A 20,149-nucleotide genomic window follows, 5' to 3' on the forward strand; every position below is an offset into this window, starting at 1 on the left:
GCAGAAAATTATTAGCTAAGTGAATTAGTAACTTCGCGCTTGTGTTGCTAACTTCACCAGCCGAATCCGCGTTAAGCCAACGCCGTTCCCGGCCGCTGCCCTCCCCATGATTAATACCAACCTTAAGTTTTGCCGGCGCGAGCTGGCCCTTACCCAAGCCCAGATGGCCGAGAAGCTCGGCATCAAACGTTCTCTGGTGGGTGCCTACGAAGAAGGCCGCGCCGAGCCCCGCCTCGCCACGCTCGTCAACATGGCCCGGCTGTTCGGCATCACGCTCGACCAGCTCGTAACCACCGATTTCAGCAAGAAAAAGAACACCAAAATCATTGGTTCGCTGCCCGCACCCGACCCCAACGCGCCCGGGGCCGACGCCGACGACAACCCCGAGCCGCCCACGCCCGCTGCTGGCGGCCGGCTCCGCGTCCTAGCTTTCACCGTGGACAAGGACCAGAACGAGAACATCGAGCTGGTACCCCAAAAGGCCGCCGCCGGCTACCTCAACGGCTACGCCGACCGCGAATACCTGGAGGTGCTGCCCAAGTTCCGCCTGCCCATGCTCTCGCAAACGGGTACCTACCGCGCCTTCGAAATCGCCGGCGATTCGATGCTGCCCATTGCCAGCGGCACCGTCATTGTGGGCCGCTACGTGGAGGAATGGACCAGCATCAAGGACGGCACGCCCTGCATTGTGGTGAGCTCCCGCGACGGCATCGTGTTCAAGCGCGTCTTCAACAAGATGCGCTCCGGGGCCATGTTCGTGCTCCATTCCGATAACCCAAACTTCACGCCCTATGACGTGAAGGCCGACGATGTGCTCGAAATCTGGGAAGCCAAAAGCTACATCAGCAGCACGTTCCCGATTGCCGAGCTCTCGCTGGAGCGCGTGGCCAGCCTCGTGCTCGACCTGCAACAGCAGGTGGCCCTGCTGAGAAAGGCGTAGGTCACCTTGGCATGCAGAACGTCATGCTGAGCGCAGCCGAAGCATCTCTACCGCAATACTAAAATTAATTAGTTGCGCGGTAGAGATGCTTCGGCTGCGCTCAGCATGACGTTCTGGTTTCAGGCAAAAGGCCAACTTCCGGCCCGGCCCGCGCGTATGGGAGGCACGCCATATTCTATTGCCCCCCAGCTATGCTCAAATACGTTTCCGCCGCCGACCGCCACCACGCTGCTCCTGCGGCCTGGCTCAGCAGCTACTTCCTGTTTTCGTTTGCCGATTATTTCGACCGCGCCAACATGCACTTTGGGCCGCTGCGCGTGTTCAACGATGATAATGTGGCGGCCCAGTCGGGCTTTCCCCAGCATCCGCACTCCGAAATGGAAATCGTGACGCTGGTGCTCGATGGCGAAATCACGCACCAGGACACGATGGGCAACAAAACGACAATCAAGGCCGGCGAGGTGCAGCGCATGACTGCCGGCACCGGCCTGGCCCATTCCGAGTTCAACCGCCAGGACAAGCCCCTGCACCTCTATCAGCTGTGGTTTATCCCCGGCCAGAAGGGCCTGGCCCCCAGCTACGAGCAGAAGGACCTGGGCTTCACCAGCGGTAAGAAGAACGAACTAGTGCCCCTCGTGACCGGCCAGAAAGTGCTGGAAGACGTGGTGTATATGAATTCCAACAGCACCATTTACTGGTCGAACCTGGATGAGGGCAAGGAGATTGAATTCAAAACCTTTCCCATTCGCTTCACTTTCATTTACGTAAAGCAGGGCACCATTTTCGTGAATGGCACGGAGTTCGGCCCCAACGACCAGGCCCGCATGACTGACGATGACGTGGTGCAAATCCGCGCCGCCCAGGATGCGCAGTTTATTCTGATTGACCTGCCTTCCTCGGAGTCGAACTACTAGCAGTACTACCCGAAAAAGCCCCCAGGGCCGGAAATATTCCGGCCCTGGGGCTTTTTCGTGGGCAGGAATCCGCCTGATTGGCTAGAAGTTGTACGTGATACCGGCCGAGTAGCCGGTCGATTTGCCGATGTTGCGGCCGGCCACGTAGGTGTTGGCCCCCAGCGTCAGGCCGAAGCCCTGGGTGATGGGGCGGTAGGCGCTGGCTCCCAGGCGAATGTAGTTGACGCGGGTGGAGGGGAAAAAGCCGGTGAAATTCTGGGCCGCGATGTCGGTGCCGCCGTTCGACTCCTGGAAAGATGCGTTGCCCTCCAGGTATACTTTGGGGCCGGCGTAACCCAGCTTGGCCTCGCCCACGAAGGCATCGGGTACCTCGCCGGTGCGCAGGCTGTAACCCACCTGGGCCGTGGCAAACACGCCCGAGCTGGTTTTGAGGTGCGCCACGCCGGCGGCCGTGTACTTGGTGGCCCGGTTGCCGATGGCAATGATGTAGCCGTAGCCAGTGTTGGTCTGGTAGTCGCTCACCGGGGTGCTGAAGCTCACCACGCCCAGCAGGTCGAGGATGCTGCCACCAATTTCGCGGCTGTAAGACTTAAACTTTAGTAGCGCGGTGAGGTCCTGCAGGCCCTGCCGCACGTTGGTGTAGCCCTGCGTGGAGTAGTAGGAGTTCAGGTTATCAATTACCGCCCCCGGGGCGCGGCCTTTCGACTGAATGTAGGGCAGGCTGACAATGGCATCAATCTTATCGGAGAGGCCATAGGTGCCATATAGGTTGAGGGAATTGACGCGCACCTCCTGAAAAACTGGCACACCGGAGATTTTTTCGGGGGCCAGGTACACATCGGTGTAGCGCTCGGCCGTGCCCGACACCACCACAGAGCCATGGCCCTTGCCCGCCATAAAACCACTCACCAGGCTCTGGGCCTGCGCGGTGGTAGCAACGCCGGCAACAAGAAGAACACTACAAAACAGTGTAGAAAAATTTTGCATAAAAGCAATAAATAAAGAATTTCGATAAAGAAGGAACGGATTGAAAAAGGCCGAACAAAAACAGCTCAAACACCCTACTTTGACGCAATCTACGGGTGAGTTTGGGGGAACGGATTTACCTTAGTGCAATCCGCTGGCTTTATAAAACCGTTTATATTCAGCGATTTGAGTTGAACGCACTTGTCAGCCCGATAAAAACAATAATTTACCCGATGAAAAAATATTTTCCCGTCAAAGCCGGATTGCTGGCATTAGGTCTTTTGGTCTTAAATGGCTGCGCCAAGAATAAAGAAGTAGACCCGTCCATCACGAATATTGCCGTTACCAACCCTGATTTTCAGGAGTTGGAAGATGCCGCTATTCGCGGCGACGTGGCCATATTGCTTGGCAACAAAAACCCGAACGACCCGCAGGGCAACTACACGGTATTTGCCCCTACCAATGCAGCTTTCAGCCGGCTTGGCCTCAACACGGCCCAAGATTTGGGGGCGCTGCAACAGTCGTTTTTGCAAAACACGCTTTATTATCACGTCTTCAGTGGCTCGTTGGCGGGCGGTGCGCTCACGCCGGGCAGTATGTCGCCAGGGGCATTCGCAACCAAACCCACTCCGGCCACTGCAACCACCCCGGCAATCCAGTCAGTAACGCCTACGCGGCGCATCATTCGGCGGGCCGACGGCACGTTATATGTGAACGGCTCAAAAATTCTGGGTACCGACGTAAAGGCCGTCAACGGATTGATTCACCCCATTGATAAAGTGCTGCTGGCCACGGGCGGCAACGTGGTGCAGTCGGCCATTGCGCTGCAAACCGGCCAGGTGTTTGTGAAGCCGGAACTGACGTTTCTGGTAGCTGCCGTGGTGAAATGCGGGTTGGATGGGGCGCTATCGGGGGCCGGGCCTTTCACGGTTTTCGCACCCACTGACCAAGCTTTTATCGATGCCGGTATTCCCAGCGTAGCCGCCATCAACGCGATGACGGTGAGCCAAGTTGATGGCCTTAGAACTATTCTGCTGAACCATGTGCTGGCTGGTAATACGGCGGGCACGTTCGGCAATAAATTTACCCCGGAGCTGCCCGAAAACACGGCGGTGTTGCCGTTGGGCCTCAGCCCGCTGCAATTGGGCGCTTTCACCAACGGCGTAATCACCGTGAAAGGGGCCAAAAACACCGTGCCCGCCAACATGGTGATTCCCGACGTGCAATGCACCAACGGCGTGGTGCATGTGATTGACCGCGTGTTGCTGCCCCAATAGGAGACTGCTGGCATGGTCGTCTTGTTCGCCCAGGATGCCCGGTTACTGCAGATGATGCGGCAAGGAGGTTGCTTTAAATTGATATGACTCGGACGTTTCTCCGCAGCGCGGGAAAGTTGGTAATTGCAATGGGACTGTGGCCGGCGGCGGTGCTGGCGCAAACCAGTGCGCCCATCCGCCCCGACTCGGCGGCGCACCAGCCAACGGCGGCGGCCGGTATGCCCGGCCTGGCCGGTAGCTGGCAGGGGCCGCTGTCCATTCCCGGCGGGAAACTACCTGTCCAAATCAGCATTATTCAGCCGGGGGCCAACAAGCTGATTGCCACCCTCGACCTGCCCGCCAAGCGCCTGAACAAGGTGCCGGCCTCACTCACGCTGCGGGGCGATACGCTCATCTTCTACGCCGCTACCGTGGATTGCCGCTTTGTGTGCATCCAGACCGGCGAGGCCGGACAGGAGCTGCGCGGCGTATGGTCGCAGCCCGGCCTGCGGGTGCCCTTGGTGCTGCAACGTGCCAACCCCAACGGCCCCGGCGCGGTGAGCGCGGAGAAAACAGTGGCCGGGAAAGCCACCACCTACCACATCGAAGCCGTGAGCCTGACCAGCCAGCCCGGCAACGTGGCGCTGGCGGGCACACTCAGCATTCCGGACGGGGCTGGGCCGTTTCCGGCCGCCGTGCTGCTCACCGACATGGGCAGCCAGGACCGGGACTCGCGGCAGGGCAGCTACCGCTTTTTTGCCGATATCGCCGCCGCGTTGGCCCGCCAAGGCATTGCCGTGCTCCGGCTCGACGACCGGGGCGTGGGCCAGAGTGGTGGCACTGGCTCCCTGGCTACCACTGCTGACCTAGTGCGCGATGCCCAGGCTGGCCTCAGCTACCTGCGCGTGCGGCCGAGCATCGACCCGGCCCGCACCGGCCTCATCGGGCACGGCGAGGGCGGCAACGTGGCCCTGCTGGCGGCGGCACAGCCCGTGCCGCCCGGCTTTGTGGTGGCGCTGGCGGCGTCTGGTTTGGTGGGCCTGGACCTGCTGGCCGGCCAGGCCGAGCCGGTGAGCGCCGCCGACACGGCCCGCATCGGCGCAGCCCGCCGCCAAGCTTGGGCCGATGTGCTGGCCAAGGCCGCCAAGCTGCGAACCAGCGGCTCCAATTCGGCGCAGGTAGAAACCTATGTATCACAGCAGCGCCTCAAAATCAGGAGCGAGGAGCGCAAACAGATGGAAGCCACCCTCAAATTCCGGCGGACCATGCTGGAAATTGTGCGCCAGACGGCCAGCAACGACCAAGCCCAGGCCATTGTGGTGAACATGCTGCGCCAGCGCTACCCCGACCAAGACCCCGCCCTGGCCCGCGCCCGCGCCAATGACCTGCTCACGCCCTGGTACCGCTACTACCTGAAATTCGACCCCCAACTTGCCCTCACCGATGTGCAGTGCCCCGTGCTGCTGCTCAATGGCACCGATGATGCCGAAGTGAACGCCGCCACCAACCTGACGGCCCTGGAAAAAGGCCTCAAAGGCAACAAGCGCGTCAGCGCGCGCCGGCTGCCGGGCCTCAACCACTGGTTCCAGACGCCCGCCGCCGAACGCATTGCCGCCGAAGATGGCACGGTCGACCCCGTGATTGCGCCCGTGGTGCTGACTGCCGTGCGCGACTGGGTGTTGCAGCAGGGAAGTAAATAGCCCCGGCCGTTGAGGAAAAGTTAATTTTGGGGGGAAGGGAAGTGGCAGGACCGGCCGGGGTGGCCCCGAGTCAGCCACCCGGCCGCGCACCGCGTACAACTGCCATCGAATCACTTCTCCGCCTGTTTCTGATGCGCCATTTTCCTCGATTCATTGTAGCTGGCCTGTTGGGCCTGGCAGGTATCAGCTTTGCCGCCCACGCGCAGCAAGGAGGCAAAACCACCGAGAATGGCGGCAAAATGCTGCGAAAGGAAGGAAAAGTAAGTGCCAAAATGCTGCGCGAAGACGAACGGGCCGAGCGCACCGGCACGGTGCGCGCCGATGGCAGCATGAACAGAAAACCCGGATTCATTCGGAAAGAAGACCGTCTCGACAATCGCAAGCACTCGCAGAAAACGTTCACCAGCAAGCCCAAGCCTAAGCATCACAGTACGCTGGGTGGGTAGGGTGTTATTGCTTGGCTTTCAGATACTAGGCGACTGTTTGAATTAATTGCCGGTACGGTGCAGCGATGCAAATACCCGCTTTTACACCGTGCCGACTGCATTGCAACTCAATCCAAATGGCTCTTAAGCGGTTGCGTGGGCCAGGTGGCAGTCCTTGTACTTCCGGCCGCTGCCGCAGGGACAGGGTGCATTGCGGCCGAATTTGCGAAGGCTGCGCAGGGTTTTGAGCCACTCGCGCGGGTCGGTGGCGAAGCGCAGGAAGCGCTGCTTGGGTTTCTGGCGAAAGGCTTGGGTGAGCAGCTCGTACAGCTCGGGGTGGTACTGCTGGAGGCTCTCGGGCTTCTCGAAAAAGTATTCGGTGACCACGGCGAAAAACTCGGCCTCGTTGGTGGCGGCATAGGGGTTTATTTCCGATTTGCCGGCCTGAATGGCCGCAATTTCGCGCTGCATGACGGCCGCCCATTGGGGCAGCAAATCGGGCGACAGGGCGGCTTTGGGCAAGCCGTCAATCACGCCATCGGCCTCATCGAGCAGGTGCACAAACTCGTGAATGCCCACGTTCTGGCGGTCCATCGCGTCGCGGAAACCCTGTTCCAGCGAGGCTTTGGAGAGGCGCATGTAGTGCTGGTTCTGGAAGCCCTGCACCGAGCCCAGCAGCGTGCCCTGCAATGGCTTTACTTCTTTGGTGGGGTCGTTGTCCAGCTGCCAGGCATCGGGCACGATGAGGACTTCGCCCAGGTTGTGGTATTCCCAATCGGGAAAGCCAAACACTGGAATGAGGGCCGAGGCGGCCACCAGCAGGCGCGTGTTGTCGTCCACCGCCGTCTGCACGCCGGTGATGCGGGTGCTGGCCAGGAAAACCTGCGTCTGCTTCTCGAAACGAATTTTTTCGGCATCCGTCAGGGCCAGGTAAAAGGCCACCTGCTCGGATAAAATCTGTCGCCAAGCGGCGGGAAATTCCTGCGCCAGCGCAGCCGTGCGGCGTCGCGAATCGGCGGTGGCGTATTGGTAAAAAGCGTAGATAATGGCTGCCAGCACGGCCAGGCAAATCAGGTAGGGCATGAAAGCTATACCGAAAACAACCTGCCTTGGTTGGCCTACTTTCTGGGGGGTGGAAGGCGCTTTGCTCACGTCGGGGTTGTGGCCCAATTGGTAGCCCACGCCCAGGCGCAGGGCAAAGTTGCTGCCAAAGAAGGCACTACTCAAACCGTCCCGGCCGTTGCTGCTGTAGCCTTGGCCATCCAGAAATACGGTGGTTCGTTTGCACTGCCAGCCCATGGAAAGGTTGGGTAGGAGCGTGGTGACAGCGAAGGCGAACTCGGCAGGCGCGGGGGCCACCCCGGTCCCCGTATTGGCGGTCACGGTGGGGTTCCATACGTGGTTCAGCTCCAGGCCAAATCCCAGAAATAGCCGTTGCTCGCGCGGCAGCAGAAAGTAGTAGCGAACGCCAACGCGGGCCGTACCGAGCAGTGCCTTAAAGTCATAATCAGTATAAATCGCCGCTTGGTTGGACCCACTTGCGTATCCTGCCAACTGCTCGCCCCGGCCCCGAAAGGCACTTATGCTTAATTCGCCGTACACCGAGGCGGCCCGATTGGGTAGAAACAACTCGGAATAGAGGCCTCCAAAGGCATGGCCCTGGCAGTCGGTGCATGCCCTGTCGGCGTAGGCATTGTGGTTCTTTTCGATGCGGTTGTAACGCACGCCGGCCAGCACCCCGCCCCGAAACGCCACTTTGCGGCGCGGGGTTGCCTGTCCCAGCCAGCTGCGGCCGGCCCGGCCGGCGAGGGTGCATTGTTGGTTATAGGCCTGCGCCACGGCCACCAGCGCTTCGGGGGTGAATGCGGCCACTCCGGCCATTTTTTGGGCGGCTGGGCACTCTTTAAAGTAGAGCGGCAGCGAATTGAGGTAGTTGTTGCCATTGGTAATCGCCAGCGTCCCGGTGGGCTCCAGCCGGAGGTATTGCCGCTCACTCAGGTCGAGAGCCGGTTGGTCGACGAGTTGCATCACGTAGTGAATGGTGCCCGAAGTGCCCACACGGTACAACGAACAAGGGCCATCGAGCAGCACCTCCGCCAGCAACGAATCGGTGTGAATGGCCGGTCTGTAGCCCCGGGGCAAATGGTCCAGCCGGGTTTCGGCGGCGCGGTCGATGGGCAATGCTTTATAGCGGTAGTACCGGCCGCCGGTGAAGCTCACCGCGCGTAATTGACGCGGCTTGAATAGCTGGCTGGCACTGCCCATGGCCGTCCGAAAGCGGATGGTCGTGGGCGGCTCCACCCAAAACCCATTTTCAATCTCACCGCGCAGCGTGTCGCCGTTGCTGCGCACCAGCAGGCCGGGCTCGAACACCTGCGCCCGGAGGTGGGAGGAAAGGAACGCAAAAACGACCACAAGAACCAGTATCCGTGCTGGCATATAAAAGGGGTAGGGTGAAAAGGAACTGCTAAAGTAGCGGCAAATGCGCCGCCAGCTTCTCGCGCAGCAGGGCCACCAGCGTGGGGTCCTGAAACGGGTATTTATCCGGAATGCGCAGCGTGACCACGGTTTTGTCGTGCAGCTCGGGCCCGAATTTTTCACGCAGGCGGTCGGCGTGGCGGCGCTCCATCACAAAGATGATTTCGGCCCAGCCCAGGTGGCCGGCCGTGACGCGCACCCTGGCCCCCGGCTCGGTGCCGGCCGAGCGGGCCTCGTGGTGCGGGTGGTCGTCAAAGAGCCGCTCGGCGGTGAGGCTGCGCCACTTATTCTGGCTGCAGATGAAGAGGAGACGCATGGTGTGGGGGCCGCGTAGCTGGGAAGTAGCTGGTGAAAGCACGTCATGCTGAGCGGAGCCGAAGCATCTCGAGTGGGGTAGTAATCCTTTTCTTGCGATTGGAATACCATTGCACGCGAGATGCTTCGGCTGCGCTCAGCATGACGTTCTATCAATAACCAGGAGGAAATCGGCTTACCGAATCAGCGCCACTTTCACCTTCTTGCCTTTCACTTTCGCACCCTGCATGCGGGCCAGCACCTCCTCGGCCAGCGCCTCGGGCACGGCCACGAAGCTGTGGTGGTCGAAGACCTCGATGCGGCCCACGGCGTCGCGCTCCAGGCCGCCCACGCTTACGAAGGCCCCGGCGAGGTCGCCCCGGCTGATTTTCTCGCTCTTGCCGGCCGATACGTGCAGCGTGACGGTGCTGGGGCGAGGGGCTTTGGGGGCGGCGGCGGGCAGGGCCGGCGGGCGCAGGCCGGCCCACTGCACGGTGCTGGCGGCGGGCCAGTTCTTGATTTTTTCCTGCTCGAAGGGCGTCACGATGAGGTGGGCGGTGCCCACGGCCCCGGCGCGGGCGGTGCGGCCGGCGCGATGCTGGAAGGTGTCGGTTTCGTGGGGCGGGTCGAACTGCACCACCGTGTCGAGCTCGTTCACGTCGAGGCCCCGGGCGGCTACGTCGGTGGCGACGAGTACGGTGGCCGAGCCGTTGCGCAGCTTCATCATGGACTTGTCGCGCTCGGGCTGGAGCATTTTGCCGTGCAGGGCTTCGGCGGCCAGGCCCCGGCCGCGCAGGAAGCGGGTGAGCTCCTCCACCCGGTCGCGGGTGTTGGCGAACACGAGGGAGCGGCCGGCGGTGGGCTGGCTGATGAGGTGGTAGAGGGCGGCGGGCTTCTGGTCGGCGGCGCTCACGACGTGGCCGCGCAGCACCAGGCTTTCGGGCAGGGTGGTGGCGTTGGAGCCGCCCACGTTCATCACCCGGGGGCGGGTGAGGTATTCGCGCACCAGGTTCAGTACCTTATCGGGCATGGTGGCCGAGAACAGGAGCGTCTGGCGGCGCTGCGGCAGGCGGCTGATGATGGTGGCCATTTCTTCCTGAAAACCCAGCTCCAGCAGCTTGTCGGCCTCGTCCAGCACCAGCACTTTCAGGCGGTTCGGCACGATGGTGCGGCGCTCCAGGTGGTCGAGCATGCGGCCGGGCGTGGCCACCACTACGTGGGGCATCTGCTGCATGCCCTTCACTTCTTCGCGCATGGCGTGGCCGCCGTAGTAGCCGGCCACGCGCAGGTTGGGTAGGTGCTTGCCGAGGCTGCGCAGGGCGTCGCGCACCTGCATCACCAGCTCGCGGGCGGGCACCAGCACCAGGGCCTGCATGGTGGCCGAGGTCACGTCGACCTGCTGCAACAGGGCCAGGCCGTAGGCGGCGGTTTTGCCCGAGCCTGTGGGGGCCTGGCCGGCCACGTCCTGCCCTTCGAGGGCGGGGGCCAGCACCAGCTGCTGCACGGGGGTGGGCTGGGTGAAATTCAGCTCGGCCACGCCGGCCAGCAGGGCGGGGGAGAGGCCGAAATCGGCGAATTGGAGGTTGGGCTTGGGGGTGGGCTGGGCCGGCGAAGCGCCGGCAGCGGCGGAGGTATCAGGAGTTTGCACGGGGCAAAGGTACGGCTTGGGGCAAGGAGGGCGCTGCTGCGCTTTTCCAAGGCACCCCACCAAAAATCCCCCACTGCTGCCGTCACCTTGAGTTGGGAGCAGTGCGGAGCCCCCGGAGCACTTGGCACGCGGTGACATAAGCAGTGCGGACTCCCCGGAGCTTCCGGCACAAGGTGCCGAAGGCCGCGCGGACTCCCCGGAGCCCCCGGCGCATGGTGCCGAAGGCAGTGGGGAGCCCCCGCCGTCCTACTCCTCCACGTTCACCAGCCGGTAGCGCACGGCCGACTTCTTGGGCCGGATATCCAACCCAATGCGGTGGGCATAGGCCTTCGTGAACGCCGCCCCGAAGTAGAATATCATGGCGCAGTAGAACACGAACAGCAGCACCAGCACCAGGCTGGAGGCCGGCCCGTACACCGGCCCCAAATCGCGGGCTACCAGCAATTGGCCCAGCACCACTTCGCCCAGGCTGATGAGCAAGGCCGTGAGCGCCGCCCCGCGCGTGACGGCCCGCCAGGGCACTTTGGCCAGGCTCAGGGTGCGGAAGGTGACGCCGAACCAGGCCGCCAGAATCAACCAGGCGATGACGGCATTGAGCCCGCGCACGATAAAGTAGGTGAAGGTGGCATCGAAGTCGCGGATGCTTTCGGCAAACAGGCTCAGGGCGGCATCGGCCCCGAAGGCCAGCAGGGTGAGCACCGCCGTGGCCAGCAGCACGCCGCCCGAGCGCAACCGTTCGCCCACGGCCTGCGACACCTTGCCCGCGCCCCGCTTGGGCCGCACTTGCCAGAGCTGGTTGAGCGAATGCTGGATGATGGTGAACAGCGTGGTGGCCACGAACAACAGAAACGCGAAGCCCGCCCACGTCACCAGCCGGCTGCGCATGGGGTCGGCCACGTTCATCACAATCTGCGACACCAGCCCCGCCGCCGGGGCTCCCACCAGGTTGCTGACCTTGCCCAGCAGCATTACCCGCACGATGGACGAGGGGTAGAGCGAGCTCAGCAGCTGCACCAGGATGATGAGGATCGGCGGCAGGGCAAACGAGGTGAAAAACGCCGTGGCCGCGCCCAGCCGTAGCGGGTCGTTCTGGCCCAGCTCGCGGGCGGCACGGTGCAGCAAGATGGGCAACTCGCGCCACCACGGACCCGGCAACTCGACCGGGGAATCTAACTTTGTCATAAATACCCGTGGGGCAACATTCTGGCGCGTAGCCGTAAAGAAGCAGGCCCCCCGACGAAGATACGGGCTGCTGTGCGGCCCGGCTTTCGGCCCCGTTATTTTTCTGTATGTCGCCTTCCGAAACCCAATTGCCACCGCCGGCAGTCCCGCCCGCCCTGCCGCCGCGCTCCTGGCTGCGCCGCCGCGTCTTCGACCCGCTGCTGGACCTGCTCAAAACCGGCCTCTCGCCCGAGAAGCTGGCCCTCACCGTGGGCCTGGGCGCGGCCGCCGGGCTGGTGCCCGTGCTGGGCATTACCACGGTGCTGAGCGCGGCCGTGGCCCTGCGCCTGCGCCTCAACGTGGCCGCCATGCAGTTGGCCACCCACCTGATGACGTTTTTTCAGCTGGCTCTGCTCATTCCGTTTCTGCGCGCCGGAGCCACCATCATGGGCCAGGGCGATAAAGTGGCGCACCTCACCATCTCCAGCCTGCGCCAGCTCATCGACCGCGAGGGCTGGCAGGCCGTGGGCAAACTCCTGTGGCGCGCCGAGCTGGGCGCGCTGCTGCTGTGGGCCGTAGCCATGGTGCCGCTGGTGGCCGTGCTGTATTTCGTGCTGCGGGCGGTATTTCGGCGGGTGCTGGCGCAACAGGCGACAACGCTGACCGTCGAAACGGAAGTACAAGCCTAATCAGCCCGCCTTATGTCTCGTCTCGCTGGCCGCTGGCTCCATCCATCCCTTGCGTTTTACCTGCGGCAGGCGCGGCAGCCGCTGCGCGAGTCGCTCTGGTTCGTGCCCGCCCTCATGGTGCTGGCCTCGTTCGGGCTGGCCTACGGCGTGGTGCAGTTCGACCAGGCCAGCAGCGTGCAGGGCCTGCGGCGGCTCCCGCTGCTGTTTGGCATTGATGCGGGCGGGGCCAGCGGGATGCTGTCGGCCATTGCGGGCTCCATGCTCACGGTGGCCGCGCTCACGTTTTCGCTGCTGCTGGCGGCCCTGGGGCAGGTCAGCAACCAATATTCGCCCCGGGCGCTGCGCAATTTCATGCGCGACCGGGTGAACCAGGTGGTGCTGGGCTATTTCGTGAGCGTGTTCACCTACTGCCTGGTGGTGCTGGGCACCATTCGCTCGGTGGTGGGCGGCCATCAGGTGGGGTTGTCGCAGTTTGTGCCCACCACGGCCGTGCTGCTGGCCCTGGTGCTGGCGCTGGGCGGCGTGGGCGCGCTGGTGTATTTCGTGCATCACGTAGCCGAGGCGCTGCAAACCGGCACCCTGCTGCGCACCATCGCCCTTGAAACCGAGGCGGAGATTGAGGCCCTTTTCCCGGACCGCATTGGCCAGCCCGTGCCCGAGGCCGAGCAGGCAGCGGCCCAGGCCTTCGTGGCCCGGCACGGCTGGCACGCGGTGCCGTCCGACACGGCCGGCTACCTCCAGCGCGTCGATGCCGACGGCCTCTTGCGCTGGGCGCAGCAGCACCGCACCGTGGTGCGCCTCAACGTGGCGGTGGGCGGCTTTGTGGGCGAGGGCCAGCCGCTGTTCAGCGTGCGGGCCGGCATGGAGCGCGCCGAAGCCCCCGATGCCGCCCAAACCCCCGCCGACTGGCCCGACGACCTGATGCGCTACGTGGGCATTGGCCGGCACCGCAACCCGGCCCAGGATGTGGCCTTCGGCCTCCAGCAGCTGGTCGATGTGGCGCTCAAGGCCCTCTCGCCGGCCGTGAATGATACTACCACGGCTATCATGGCCATTGATTACCTGGGCGAGCTGGGCGGCCGGCTGGCCCGGCGCGACTTCCCCAACCCCCTGCGCTCCGACGGCCGGCACCTGCGCGTACTGGTGAAAGTGCCCGATTTCGACGACTACATCCGCCTGGCTTTTGATTTAATTCGGGCCAACGCCCTCACCAACCCGGCCGTGCTGCGCCGGATGCTGTGCGCCCTGGCCCTCATCGGCGGCCAGACGGCCGTGCCCGAGCGCCGCCGCATTCTGCGCGAGCAGGCCGGCCTGCTTCTGACCAATGCTCTGGCCACCCTACCCCACGCCTACGAGCGTCAGCAAGTGGAGGCCACCCACGCGGAGCTGAGCGCCGCCTGGCAGTGATGGCCCACGGGCCTAGCTGGCCAGCAAGGCCACGGCCTGTTCGCGCAGCAGCTGGCGCGACAAGTCGTGGTTGAGGCCGTGCTCGGCGTTCAAATCCTGGTTGATGAAAGGCAGGCGCACGCGCTGGGGCAGCACCGAGGTGCCGAGGTACATCAGCACGTCGGTGAGGTGGGCCATGGCCAGCAGGCCGCCCTGGCCGCCGCTGCTCAACCCTATTAGCGCCGCTTTTTTGCCCTGAATGCCACCGGGGTAGCTAAGGCCATCGATAAATGCCTTCAGCACGCCGGGGAAGGAGGCGTTGTACTCGGGTACCACAATGACCACCTTCGCGCTGGCATCGAGCATGGCCGCTAGGCGGTTAAACTCCGGGTGCGTGCCCGCGTTGGCGTACAGGGCGGTGGTGATAAAATCAGCTGGCAGCTCGGCCAGGTCCAGAATCTGGCTTTCGGCCCCCAGCTCCGTGAGCAGGATGCGGTAGTAGTCGGCAATGCGGCGGGCGCGGGAGTGGGGCCGGTTGGTGCCGGCGAGGATGGTTATCAAAACAAAGAGAGGCTAAACGATGGAAACCGTGCTGCTAACTGGTTGGAGTGGTCGTTGGTTATGGGCCGGGACGGAGTGGGGAGCTTGGGAGGCATTTCCTTCCCTTGTTTTGAGGGGAAATAGGGGTGATATGCGGCTACTATCGAGCTACGCTGCTAACCTAACCCGCTAGTCAAGCCAGCATGCCGGCCGTACTCCGCAATGCGAGCAATAGCATTGGCAAAGCGTATTTCCTCAACGGCGTGGGCCGGCCGTCATTGCTTCACGGTAGAGTAACCACGCACATCAAGCACCACCTGTAGCAAGGAATGGCCATAAAACTTGTGGGGTGCCGGCCAAAAAATATTCAGTACCCTACAAGCGTTGTGGGGTTGCTGCATTTTTTCTGCCAATACCCTACAAGTGCTGCCATTGCGTTCTTATGTCTCACTCCATTCCCTCCAATGCGCTTGAAGCGGCCATCCGCACGCATTTTGGCCTCACGCAAGCCGAATTGGGGCGTTACCTGGGCGTGAGCGAACGGCAAATTGCCCACCTTGAAGCCGGCCGCCGCCGGGCTTCCCTGCAGGCCAACCGGCGGCTGGAGCGCCTAGCCCGGCTGCTGCCCCCGCCCGAGGGCACCGGGCCGTCCGCGCCCGCTTTCAGTGGCTTGGCCGGGCCGGAAGCCCCGGCGGCGCTCCCCACCGGGCTGCCCGAATTTGGCCCGCTGGCCCCGGCCCCGGTGCGGAAGCGCCAGCGCCAGGTAGCAGCTCAGGCGGCGGCGTTGCGTTGGGCGCTGCACCGGGCGGGCAAGCGGGCGGCCCTGCAACACCGGCGGCAGTGGGGGCTGGGGCAGCTGCAAGCCGCCCCAGCGGCCGGCTTTCCGGATGCCGCCGAGCTGGCCCACTTCACCCGCTGGCTGCAAGTGCTGGCCGCCGACGTAGCAGCGGCCGTGCCCGGCCCGGCCGCCGTAGCCAGGCAGGTGCTGGCGGTGGTGCGCTTACATGCGCTGGATAGTGAAACCGCCGCGCTGGCCCGGCTGCTGCCCCCCGCGCCCGTCCGGCAACCGAGGCAGTAACAGAAGCTGCCGGACGGCTAAAAACCCGCGCCGGGGGACATACTTTTTGTAAAGAATGCGGCGTTGAGCGGGGGTAACTCATTTTTCACATTTTACCCAATTGCCTTCCCCGTAGAAACGCTCACCGACAAACCCATGTGCGACGAGGTGCTGGACGACCTCCAGACCGAGCTCGACGACCTGACCTTCCGCCAAACGAGCTACGACCACTGCGATGGCAAAGCCAGCGCCCGCGCCACCGACACCACAGATGAAATCAGCACCCTCGACCAGGACATTACCATCCTCACCGCCCAGCTGGCCGATATGCCCACCGAGAGCAAGTACCGCCCGCGCCGCGAAGCCGAGCTGCGCACGGCCGTGAAGCGCCGGGGCGACCTGGGAGCCGCGCAAACTACCCGTGGCCCCGTGGCCGCCTTCCGCGTGGCCGTGGACCTGCGCCAGGTAGTGGTGCAGGTAGCCGAGCTGACCCAGGCCAAAACGGAGGTAACGGCCCACCGCGCCACGCTCCCCGCTTAGCGGGCAGTAGCCGGTTTTTTTATCAGGCCCCGCCCGCTTTTGCCGGGTGGTGCCTTTTTTTGGCGCTGATGGGGAGCAGGGCCGTACTTATTGGGGGGGTAGCCGGGGCGCGAAGCGCGGGGCAGGCCTAATGAATTTTGCCGGCAGCCGTGGTCTTTTTGATGCGGCCATCGGCTTTGAAGCGGGTGCCGGGCAGCGGTACCAGGGTGAGGTCAAGCTCCTGGCAGTTGGCCAGCGGCAGCTCCAGGCTGGTGTAGCCAGCAGCCGTGATTTCCAGCACCGTATTTTGAGGAATGGGCTGCTTCGAGGTGATGATGAACTGGCCCTCGGCGTTGGTACTGAAGGCATCGTTGCTGAAGCCTTTTTCGTGGCTGCGCAGGATGACCGTGGCTCCCGTCAGCGGGTAAGCAAACATATCGGTCACGCGGCCGGTGACCACGCGGCAGCCAAGCGCGCCAGACGGTACCGGAGCCTCGGCTTGGGCCGGGTCCGGGGCCACTTCGGAAGGGGCTGGTGGGGGGACGGAAGGCGCTGGAAGTGATTCTGATGGTGCCGGTGGGGGCGTAGTAACCACCTGGGCTTGCACGGTGGCCGTCGCTAGCAGCAGGGCCAGCGTAAGGATGGTGAAATACTTCATGGCATCGAGAAATAGCAGGAGAATAAAAGTGAAGCGACGCGAATGATGCTCGGAAAGCAGTACTTTATAGCTTATGCACCATTTATTCAGGTTTAGACGAAAACGGGAAGCTCGGTACTGGGTTCGCTTAGGTAATATAACAACAATTTGCATTGTATGCCAAGCGTGGTCCTACTAACAAGCGTATAATCGAATCGGTGTGCAGATTTGCTTCGTTGGCAACAGATGGATTTATGGATTTTATGAACTAAGTATTGATTCTTATTGATTTGAATTATTTGCATAAATGCCTTGCGCTTCAGTTGGACTGGTAGCGCCTGTCAGCGTATGCACTTGGCCCGATATCAGTCATCACCTGCGGCTGGCTCAGGCCGCGCCGCCAGCCCCGCCACTGCCACCAGACACAGCGCAAACCACGCCCACGGCAGCCGCAAATCCAGCACCGACAAGCCCCCGAAAACCAGCGCCGTACCGAAGCTGGCCAGCGACTGAAATGCCTGGTTCAGGCCGAAGATTTCGCCCCGGTCGGCCTCCGTGGTGTGGCGGGCCAGCCGGCCTTCCAGCAAACCCTGAATGAGCGAAAGCGTGAGGCAATCCAGCGTGACTAGCACATATAGCGCCACTTTCGAGGTGCCCATTAGGCCGTAGCCGGCTAGCACCGGCGCACCCAGCGCCGCCAGCCACACAATGGCCCGGCGCTGGTTGATGCGGTCGGCGAAGTAGGTGTAGAACACGTAGTTCAGCCCCACGCTCAGCGCCCCGAAATACATGAAGAAGTAGGAAATCTGCCGGGCATCGAGGTGCAGCGGCCCCAGGCTGGCGAAGGGCACAAAGTAGAAATAATACCCCGTGCTGAGCGTGAGCGCCACCTGCGTGAGCACGATGCGCCGGATGCCAGGGTTCTGCGCGTTCTTCTCGCGCAGCCGGGCCCACAGCGTGAGCGGGTTGACGCTGCGGGCCAGCTCGGCGCGCAGCTCGGCTCCGCGCACGCCACCGCGCCCGGCGTGGGTTTCGGGCAGCCACAGGCTCAGCCCGATGTTGAGCACGGCCAGGGCCACGGCCAGCCGCACCACATAAGTGGCCTGCTGGTCCGGCGGCACCTGCAGCACCGTGAGCAGCACCCCGGCCGCCATCGGCCCCAGCACAAATCCTAGTGAGATAATCGCGCCCTCGATGCCCAGGTTGCGAAACAGCCGCTCAGGTGGCGATATGTCGGTAATGGCCGAGCGCACCGTGGCGTACATGCCGTTGGTGAGCCCGTCCGACACGCGGTTCACGAAGTACAGCCCCGCCCGCACCGGCAGCAGCAGCGCGTTGGCCAGCAGCGTGCCCACCGCCGAAACAATGAAGATGGGCCGCCGCCCGTAGCCGTCGCTCAGCCGCCCCAGCAGCGGGGCCGAAAACAGCTGCACCCCCAGAAACACGCCCGTGCCCACGCTCAGCCACAACTGCGGCTGCCGCAGGCCCCGTACAAACTCCGGCAGCACCGGCCCCACCGCCGCCCCCACAATCACATCAACCAGAATAATAGCGTAGAGCAGCGGCAGGCGGCGGTCAGGGGGGAGGGCAGGCACGGCGGTAAAAGTAGCGCGGACTTTGTCGTTCGCGTCTGATTATATCGTCCGAAAACGCGGACGACAAAGTTCGCGCTACGGCTCGCTTCAAACAATTCCGCTCCTCAATCGTCTTACAAAGCACCCCGCTGATAATCGTGCCGGGGCATTTCATTTTAAGTCATTTCTTATGTCCGATAACACCACGGCCACTACCTATCCCACTACCTACACCATCGGTGGCGACCTCACCGTGAACCGCGTTGGCTACGGTGCCATGCGCATCACTGGCGAAGGCATCTGGGGCCCACCCGCCGACCACGACGAATCCATCCGTGTGCTGAAGCGGGCCGTGGAGCTGGGCGTCAACTTCATTGACACCGCCGACAGCTACGGCCCCAACGTGTCGGAAGAGCTGATTGCCGAAGCCCTGCATCCCTACGCCAAAGGCCTCGTCATCGCCACCAAAGGGGCCCTCCTCCGCACCGGACCCAACGAATGGCCCATTGATGCCAGCCCCAAGCACCTCGAAGAAGCCCTCAACGGCAGCCTCAAGCGCCTCAAAGTCGAGCAAATCGACCTCTACCAGCTCCACCGCATCGACCCGAACGTGCCCTTCCAGGAAACCCTGAAATTCCTGCAAAAAGCCCAGCAGGACGGCCGCATTAAGCACATCGGCCTATCCGAAGTGAGCGTTGCCGACATCAAAAAGGCGCAGGAGTTCGTGCCCATCGTGTCGGTGCAGAACATGTACAGCGTCGAAAACCGCAAGTGGGAGGCCGAACTCACCTACACCCGCGAGCAGAACATCGCCTTCATTCCGTGGTTTCCGCTGGGTGGCGGCAACGCCGATGCCCTCAAAGCGCTGGACCAGATTTCTGCCCAGCACGGCGTGAAGCCCCAGCAGATTGCCCTGAGCTGGCTCCTGCACCACTCGCCCAACATCCTGCTCATCCCCGGTACTTCCAAAGTGAAGCACTTGGAAGAGAACATGAAAACGGCCGATATTCACCTCTCGGCCGAGGATATGAAGGCGCTGGATGCCATCCAGCCGGCATAAAGTAGCGCGAACTTTTAGTTCGCGTCCCCGCGCCATTAACGAAACGCTGAACCAGCGCGGGGACGCGAACTAAAAGTTCGCGCTACAACAGAAAGCCCCGGCAGTAGCTACTGCCGGGGCTTTCTGTTGCTTGGTTTCAGCCTGACTTACGCCAGGTTATTCGACGTAGCCTTAGCGGCCAGGAACTCGCGGTTCAGGATGGCAATGTTTTCCAGCGAGATGCCCACCGGGCACTCGGCCGCGCACGAACCAATGTTGGTGCAGGCACCGAAGCCTTCCTTATCCATCTGGGCCACCATGTTCTCGACGCGGGTTTTGCGCTCCACGTTGCCCTGAGGCAACAGGGCCAGCTGCGAAACCTTAGCCGAAACGAACAGCATGGCCGACGCATTCTTGCAAGCCGCCACGCAGGCACCGCAACCGATGCAGGTAGCCGCCTCGAAAGCCCGGTCCGAAATTTCCTTTGGAATCGGAATCTCGTTGCCGTCGGGTGCGCCGCCGGTGTTCACGCTCACGTAGCCACCGGCCTGAATGATGCGGTCAAAGGCCGAGCGGTCCACGCTCAGGTCTTTATTGACGGGGAAAGAATTGGCGCGCCAGGGCTCAATGGTAATGGTGTCACCATCCGAAAACTTGCGCATGTGCAGCTGGCAGGTGGTGGTGCCCTTCTCCGGGCCGTGCGAGCGGCCGTTGATGAACAGGTCGCACGAGCCGCAGATGCCCTCTCGGCAGTCGTGGTCGAAGGCTACGGGGTCCTGGCCGCCGCGCAGCAGGTCCTCGTTCAGCACGTCGAGCATCTCCAGAAACGACATATCGGGCGAAATGTCTTTCACATGGTATTCCACAATCTTCCCCTGGGCCTGGCGGTTGGGCTGCCGCCACACGTTCAGGGTCAGGTTCATCGG

General features: G+C 62.9%; 19 protein-coding genes. 9 read left to right on the forward strand and 10 right to left on the reverse strand.

The features are described from left to right. Positions 1 to 106 precede the first annotated feature (106 nt). Complete coding sequence (locus ACVWYF_RS20105; RefSeq protein ID WP_457071435.1) at positions 107 to 940, forward strand: helix-turn-helix domain-containing protein; 834 nt, start codon at positions 107 to 109, stop codon at positions 938 to 940. A 191-nt stretch (positions 941 to 1,131) separates the two neighbouring features. After that, positions 1,132 to 1,854 carry a pirin family protein gene (locus ACVWYF_RS20110; protein WP_457071437.1) on the forward strand — a complete coding sequence of 241 codons (723 nt, stop codon included), beginning with the start codon at positions 1,132 to 1,134 and terminating at the stop codon, positions 1,852 to 1,854. Positions 1,855 to 1,935: 81 nt separating this feature from the next. Here ACVWYF_RS20110 and ACVWYF_RS20115 read toward each other — a convergent pair whose 3' ends face one another. After that, positions 1,936 to 2,841: a hypothetical protein gene (locus ACVWYF_RS20115; protein WP_457071439.1), complete on the reverse strand. Its 906-nt coding sequence runs from the start codon at positions 2,839 to 2,841 to the stop codon at positions 1,936 to 1,938. 212 nt (positions 2,842 to 3,053) lie between these two features. Here ACVWYF_RS20115 and ACVWYF_RS20120 point away from each other — a divergent pair, with 212 nt between their 5' ends. Next, positions 3,054 to 4,097, forward strand: coding sequence for a fasciclin domain-containing protein (locus tag ACVWYF_RS20120; RefSeq protein WP_457071441.1), 1,044 nt, complete (start codon positions 3,054 to 3,056; stop codon positions 4,095 to 4,097). Positions 4,098 to 4,180: 83 nt separating this feature from the next. After that, positions 4,181 to 5,776: an alpha/beta hydrolase gene (locus ACVWYF_RS20125; RefSeq protein ID WP_457071443.1), complete on the forward strand. Its 1,596-nt coding sequence runs from the start codon at positions 4,181 to 4,183 to the stop codon at positions 5,774 to 5,776. A 110-nt stretch (positions 5,777 to 5,886) separates the two neighbouring features. Here the strand turns inward: ACVWYF_RS20125 and ACVWYF_RS20130 are convergent, their stop codons facing one another. The 5 genes from ACVWYF_RS20130 to ACVWYF_RS20150 all read right to left on the reverse strand — a co-directional run bounded on the left by ACVWYF_RS20130 (position 5,887) and on the right by ACVWYF_RS20150 (position 11,803). Beyond that, entirely contained in the window at positions 5,887 to 6,204 is a 318-nt protein-coding gene (locus ACVWYF_RS20130) for a hypothetical protein (RefSeq protein ID WP_457071445.1), read from the reverse strand. Between the two features lie 141 nt (positions 6,205 to 6,345). Further along, positions 6,346 to 8,640 carry a zinc-dependent peptidase gene (locus tag ACVWYF_RS20135; RefSeq protein WP_457071447.1) on the reverse strand — a complete coding sequence of 765 codons (2,295 nt, stop codon included), beginning with the start codon at positions 8,638 to 8,640 and terminating at the stop codon, positions 6,346 to 6,348. A 28-nt stretch (positions 8,641 to 8,668) separates the two neighbouring features. Continuing rightward, the gene (locus ACVWYF_RS20140; protein ID WP_457071449.1) at positions 8,669 to 8,995 is read right to left on the reverse strand and encodes a low molecular weight protein tyrosine phosphatase family protein; all 327 of its coding nucleotides are present in this window, start codon (positions 8,993 to 8,995) and stop codon (positions 8,669 to 8,671) included. Between the two features lie 174 nt (positions 8,996 to 9,169). Continuing rightward, positions 9,170 to 10,621 carry a DEAD/DEAH box helicase gene (locus ACVWYF_RS20145; RefSeq protein WP_457071451.1) on the reverse strand — a complete coding sequence of 484 codons (1,452 nt, stop codon included), beginning with the start codon at positions 10,619 to 10,621 and terminating at the stop codon, positions 9,170 to 9,172. Positions 10,622 to 10,867: 246 nt separating this feature from the next. After that, positions 10,868 to 11,803, reverse strand: coding sequence for a YihY/virulence factor BrkB family protein (locus tag ACVWYF_RS20150; protein WP_457071453.1), 936 nt, complete (start codon positions 11,801 to 11,803; stop codon positions 10,868 to 10,870). A 107-nt stretch (positions 11,804 to 11,910) separates the two neighbouring features. On the opposite strand from ACVWYF_RS20150, the gene ACVWYF_RS20155 reads away from it, so the two are divergent. Continuing rightward, the gene (locus tag ACVWYF_RS20155) at positions 11,911 to 12,471 is read left to right on the forward strand and encodes a DUF2062 domain-containing protein (RefSeq protein ID WP_457071455.1); all 561 of its coding nucleotides are present in this window, start codon (positions 11,911 to 11,913) and stop codon (positions 12,469 to 12,471) included. A 12-nt stretch (positions 12,472 to 12,483) separates the two neighbouring features. Continuing rightward, positions 12,484 to 13,878 carry a DUF2254 domain-containing protein gene (locus ACVWYF_RS20160; RefSeq protein WP_457071457.1) on the forward strand — a complete coding sequence of 465 codons (1,395 nt, stop codon included), beginning with the start codon at positions 12,484 to 12,486 and terminating at the stop codon, positions 13,876 to 13,878. Between the two features lie 12 nt (positions 13,879 to 13,890). On the opposite strand, the gene ACVWYF_RS20165 is transcribed toward ACVWYF_RS20160, so the two are convergent. Further along, the gene (locus ACVWYF_RS20165) at positions 13,891 to 14,418 is read right to left on the reverse strand and encodes an NADPH-dependent FMN reductase (protein ID WP_457071459.1); all 528 of its coding nucleotides are present in this window, start codon (positions 14,416 to 14,418) and stop codon (positions 13,891 to 13,893) included. Between the two features lie 421 nt (positions 14,419 to 14,839). Between ACVWYF_RS20165 and ACVWYF_RS20170 the strand changes: the two genes are divergently transcribed. Both ACVWYF_RS20170 and ACVWYF_RS20175 read left to right on the forward strand, forming a co-directional pair. Beyond that, positions 14,840 to 15,475: a helix-turn-helix transcriptional regulator gene (locus tag ACVWYF_RS20170; RefSeq protein WP_457071461.1), complete on the forward strand. Its 636-nt coding sequence runs from the start codon at positions 14,840 to 14,842 to the stop codon at positions 15,473 to 15,475. Between the two features lie 135 nt (positions 15,476 to 15,610). Beyond that, entirely contained in the window at positions 15,611 to 15,994 is a 384-nt protein-coding gene (locus tag ACVWYF_RS20175; RefSeq protein ID WP_457071464.1) for a hypothetical protein, read from the forward strand. A 127-nt stretch (positions 15,995 to 16,121) separates the two neighbouring features. On the opposite strand, the gene ACVWYF_RS20180 is transcribed toward ACVWYF_RS20175, so the two are convergent. Then, positions 16,122 to 16,631, reverse strand: a complete 510-nt coding sequence (locus tag ACVWYF_RS20180) for a carboxypeptidase regulatory-like domain-containing protein (protein ID WP_457071466.1) — start codon at positions 16,629 to 16,631, stop codon at positions 16,122 to 16,124. A 344-nt stretch (positions 16,632 to 16,975) separates the two neighbouring features. Then, entirely contained in the window at positions 16,976 to 18,205 is a 1,230-nt protein-coding gene (locus ACVWYF_RS20185; RefSeq protein ID WP_457071468.1) for an MFS transporter, read from the reverse strand. A gap of 169 nt (positions 18,206 to 18,374) precedes the next feature. Between ACVWYF_RS20185 and ACVWYF_RS20190 the strand changes: the two genes are divergently transcribed. Then, complete coding sequence (locus tag ACVWYF_RS20190) at positions 18,375 to 19,244, forward strand: aldo/keto reductase (RefSeq protein WP_457071470.1); 870 nt, start codon at positions 18,375 to 18,377, stop codon at positions 19,242 to 19,244. A 146-nt stretch (positions 19,245 to 19,390) separates the two neighbouring features. Here the strand turns inward: ACVWYF_RS20190 and ACVWYF_RS20195 are convergent, their stop codons facing one another. After that, positions 19,391 to 20,146 (reverse strand): succinate dehydrogenase/fumarate reductase iron-sulfur subunit, encoded by a 756-nt coding sequence (locus tag ACVWYF_RS20195; protein WP_457071472.1) that lies wholly within the window; start codon positions 20,144 to 20,146, stop codon positions 19,391 to 19,393. Positions 20,147 to 20,149: the final 3 nt, after the last annotated feature.

It is taken from the genome of Hymenobacter sp. UYAg731, assembly GCF_054061335.1.

Excerpts from the sequence above, each read along its gene's own strand:
- ACVWYF_RS20170 (WP_457071461.1), top strand. The coding sequence starts at position 14,840 with ATGTCTCACTCCATTCCCTCCAATGCGCTTGAAGCGGCCATCCGCACG.
- ACVWYF_RS20115 (WP_457071439.1), bottom strand. The coding sequence starts at position 2,841 with ATGCAAAATTTTTCTACACTGTTTTGTAGTGTTCTTCTTGTTGCCGGC.
- ACVWYF_RS20195 (WP_457071472.1), bottom strand. The coding sequence starts at position 20,146 with ATGAACCTGACCCTGAACGTGTGGCGGCAGCCCAACCGCCAGGCCCAG.
- ACVWYF_RS20135 (WP_457071447.1), bottom strand. The coding sequence starts at position 8,640 with ATGCCAGCACGGATACTGGTTCTTGTGGTCGTTTTTGCGTTCCTTTCC.
- ACVWYF_RS20150 (WP_457071453.1), bottom strand. The coding sequence starts at position 11,803 with ATGACAAAGTTAGATTCCCCGGTCGAGTTGCCGGGTCCGTGGTGGCGC.
- ACVWYF_RS20155 (WP_457071455.1), top strand. The coding sequence starts at position 11,911 with ATGTCGCCTTCCGAAACCCAATTGCCACCGCCGGCAGTCCCGCCCGCC.
- ACVWYF_RS20175 (WP_457071464.1), top strand. The coding sequence starts at position 15,611 with ATGTGCGACGAGGTGCTGGACGACCTCCAGACCGAGCTCGACGACCTG.
- ACVWYF_RS20120 (WP_457071441.1), top strand. The coding sequence starts at position 3,054 with ATGAAAAAATATTTTCCCGTCAAAGCCGGATTGCTGGCATTAGGTCTT.
- ACVWYF_RS20180 (WP_457071466.1), bottom strand. The coding sequence starts at position 16,631 with ATGAAGTATTTCACCATCCTTACGCTGGCCCTGCTGCTAGCGACGGCC.
- ACVWYF_RS20110 (WP_457071437.1), top strand. The coding sequence starts at position 1,132 with ATGCTCAAATACGTTTCCGCCGCCGACCGCCACCACGCTGCTCCTGCG.
- ACVWYF_RS20105 (WP_457071435.1), top strand. The coding sequence starts at position 107 with ATGATTAATACCAACCTTAAGTTTTGCCGGCGCGAGCTGGCCCTTACC.
- ACVWYF_RS20190 (WP_457071470.1), top strand. The coding sequence starts at position 18,375 with ATGTCCGATAACACCACGGCCACTACCTATCCCACTACCTACACCATC.
- ACVWYF_RS20125 (WP_457071443.1), top strand. The coding sequence starts at position 4,181 with ATGACTCGGACGTTTCTCCGCAGCGCGGGAAAGTTGGTAATTGCAATG.
- ACVWYF_RS20140 (WP_457071449.1), bottom strand. The coding sequence starts at position 8,995 with ATGCGTCTCCTCTTCATCTGCAGCCAGAATAAGTGGCGCAGCCTCACC.
- ACVWYF_RS20160 (WP_457071457.1), top strand. The coding sequence starts at position 12,484 with ATGTCTCGTCTCGCTGGCCGCTGGCTCCATCCATCCCTTGCGTTTTAC.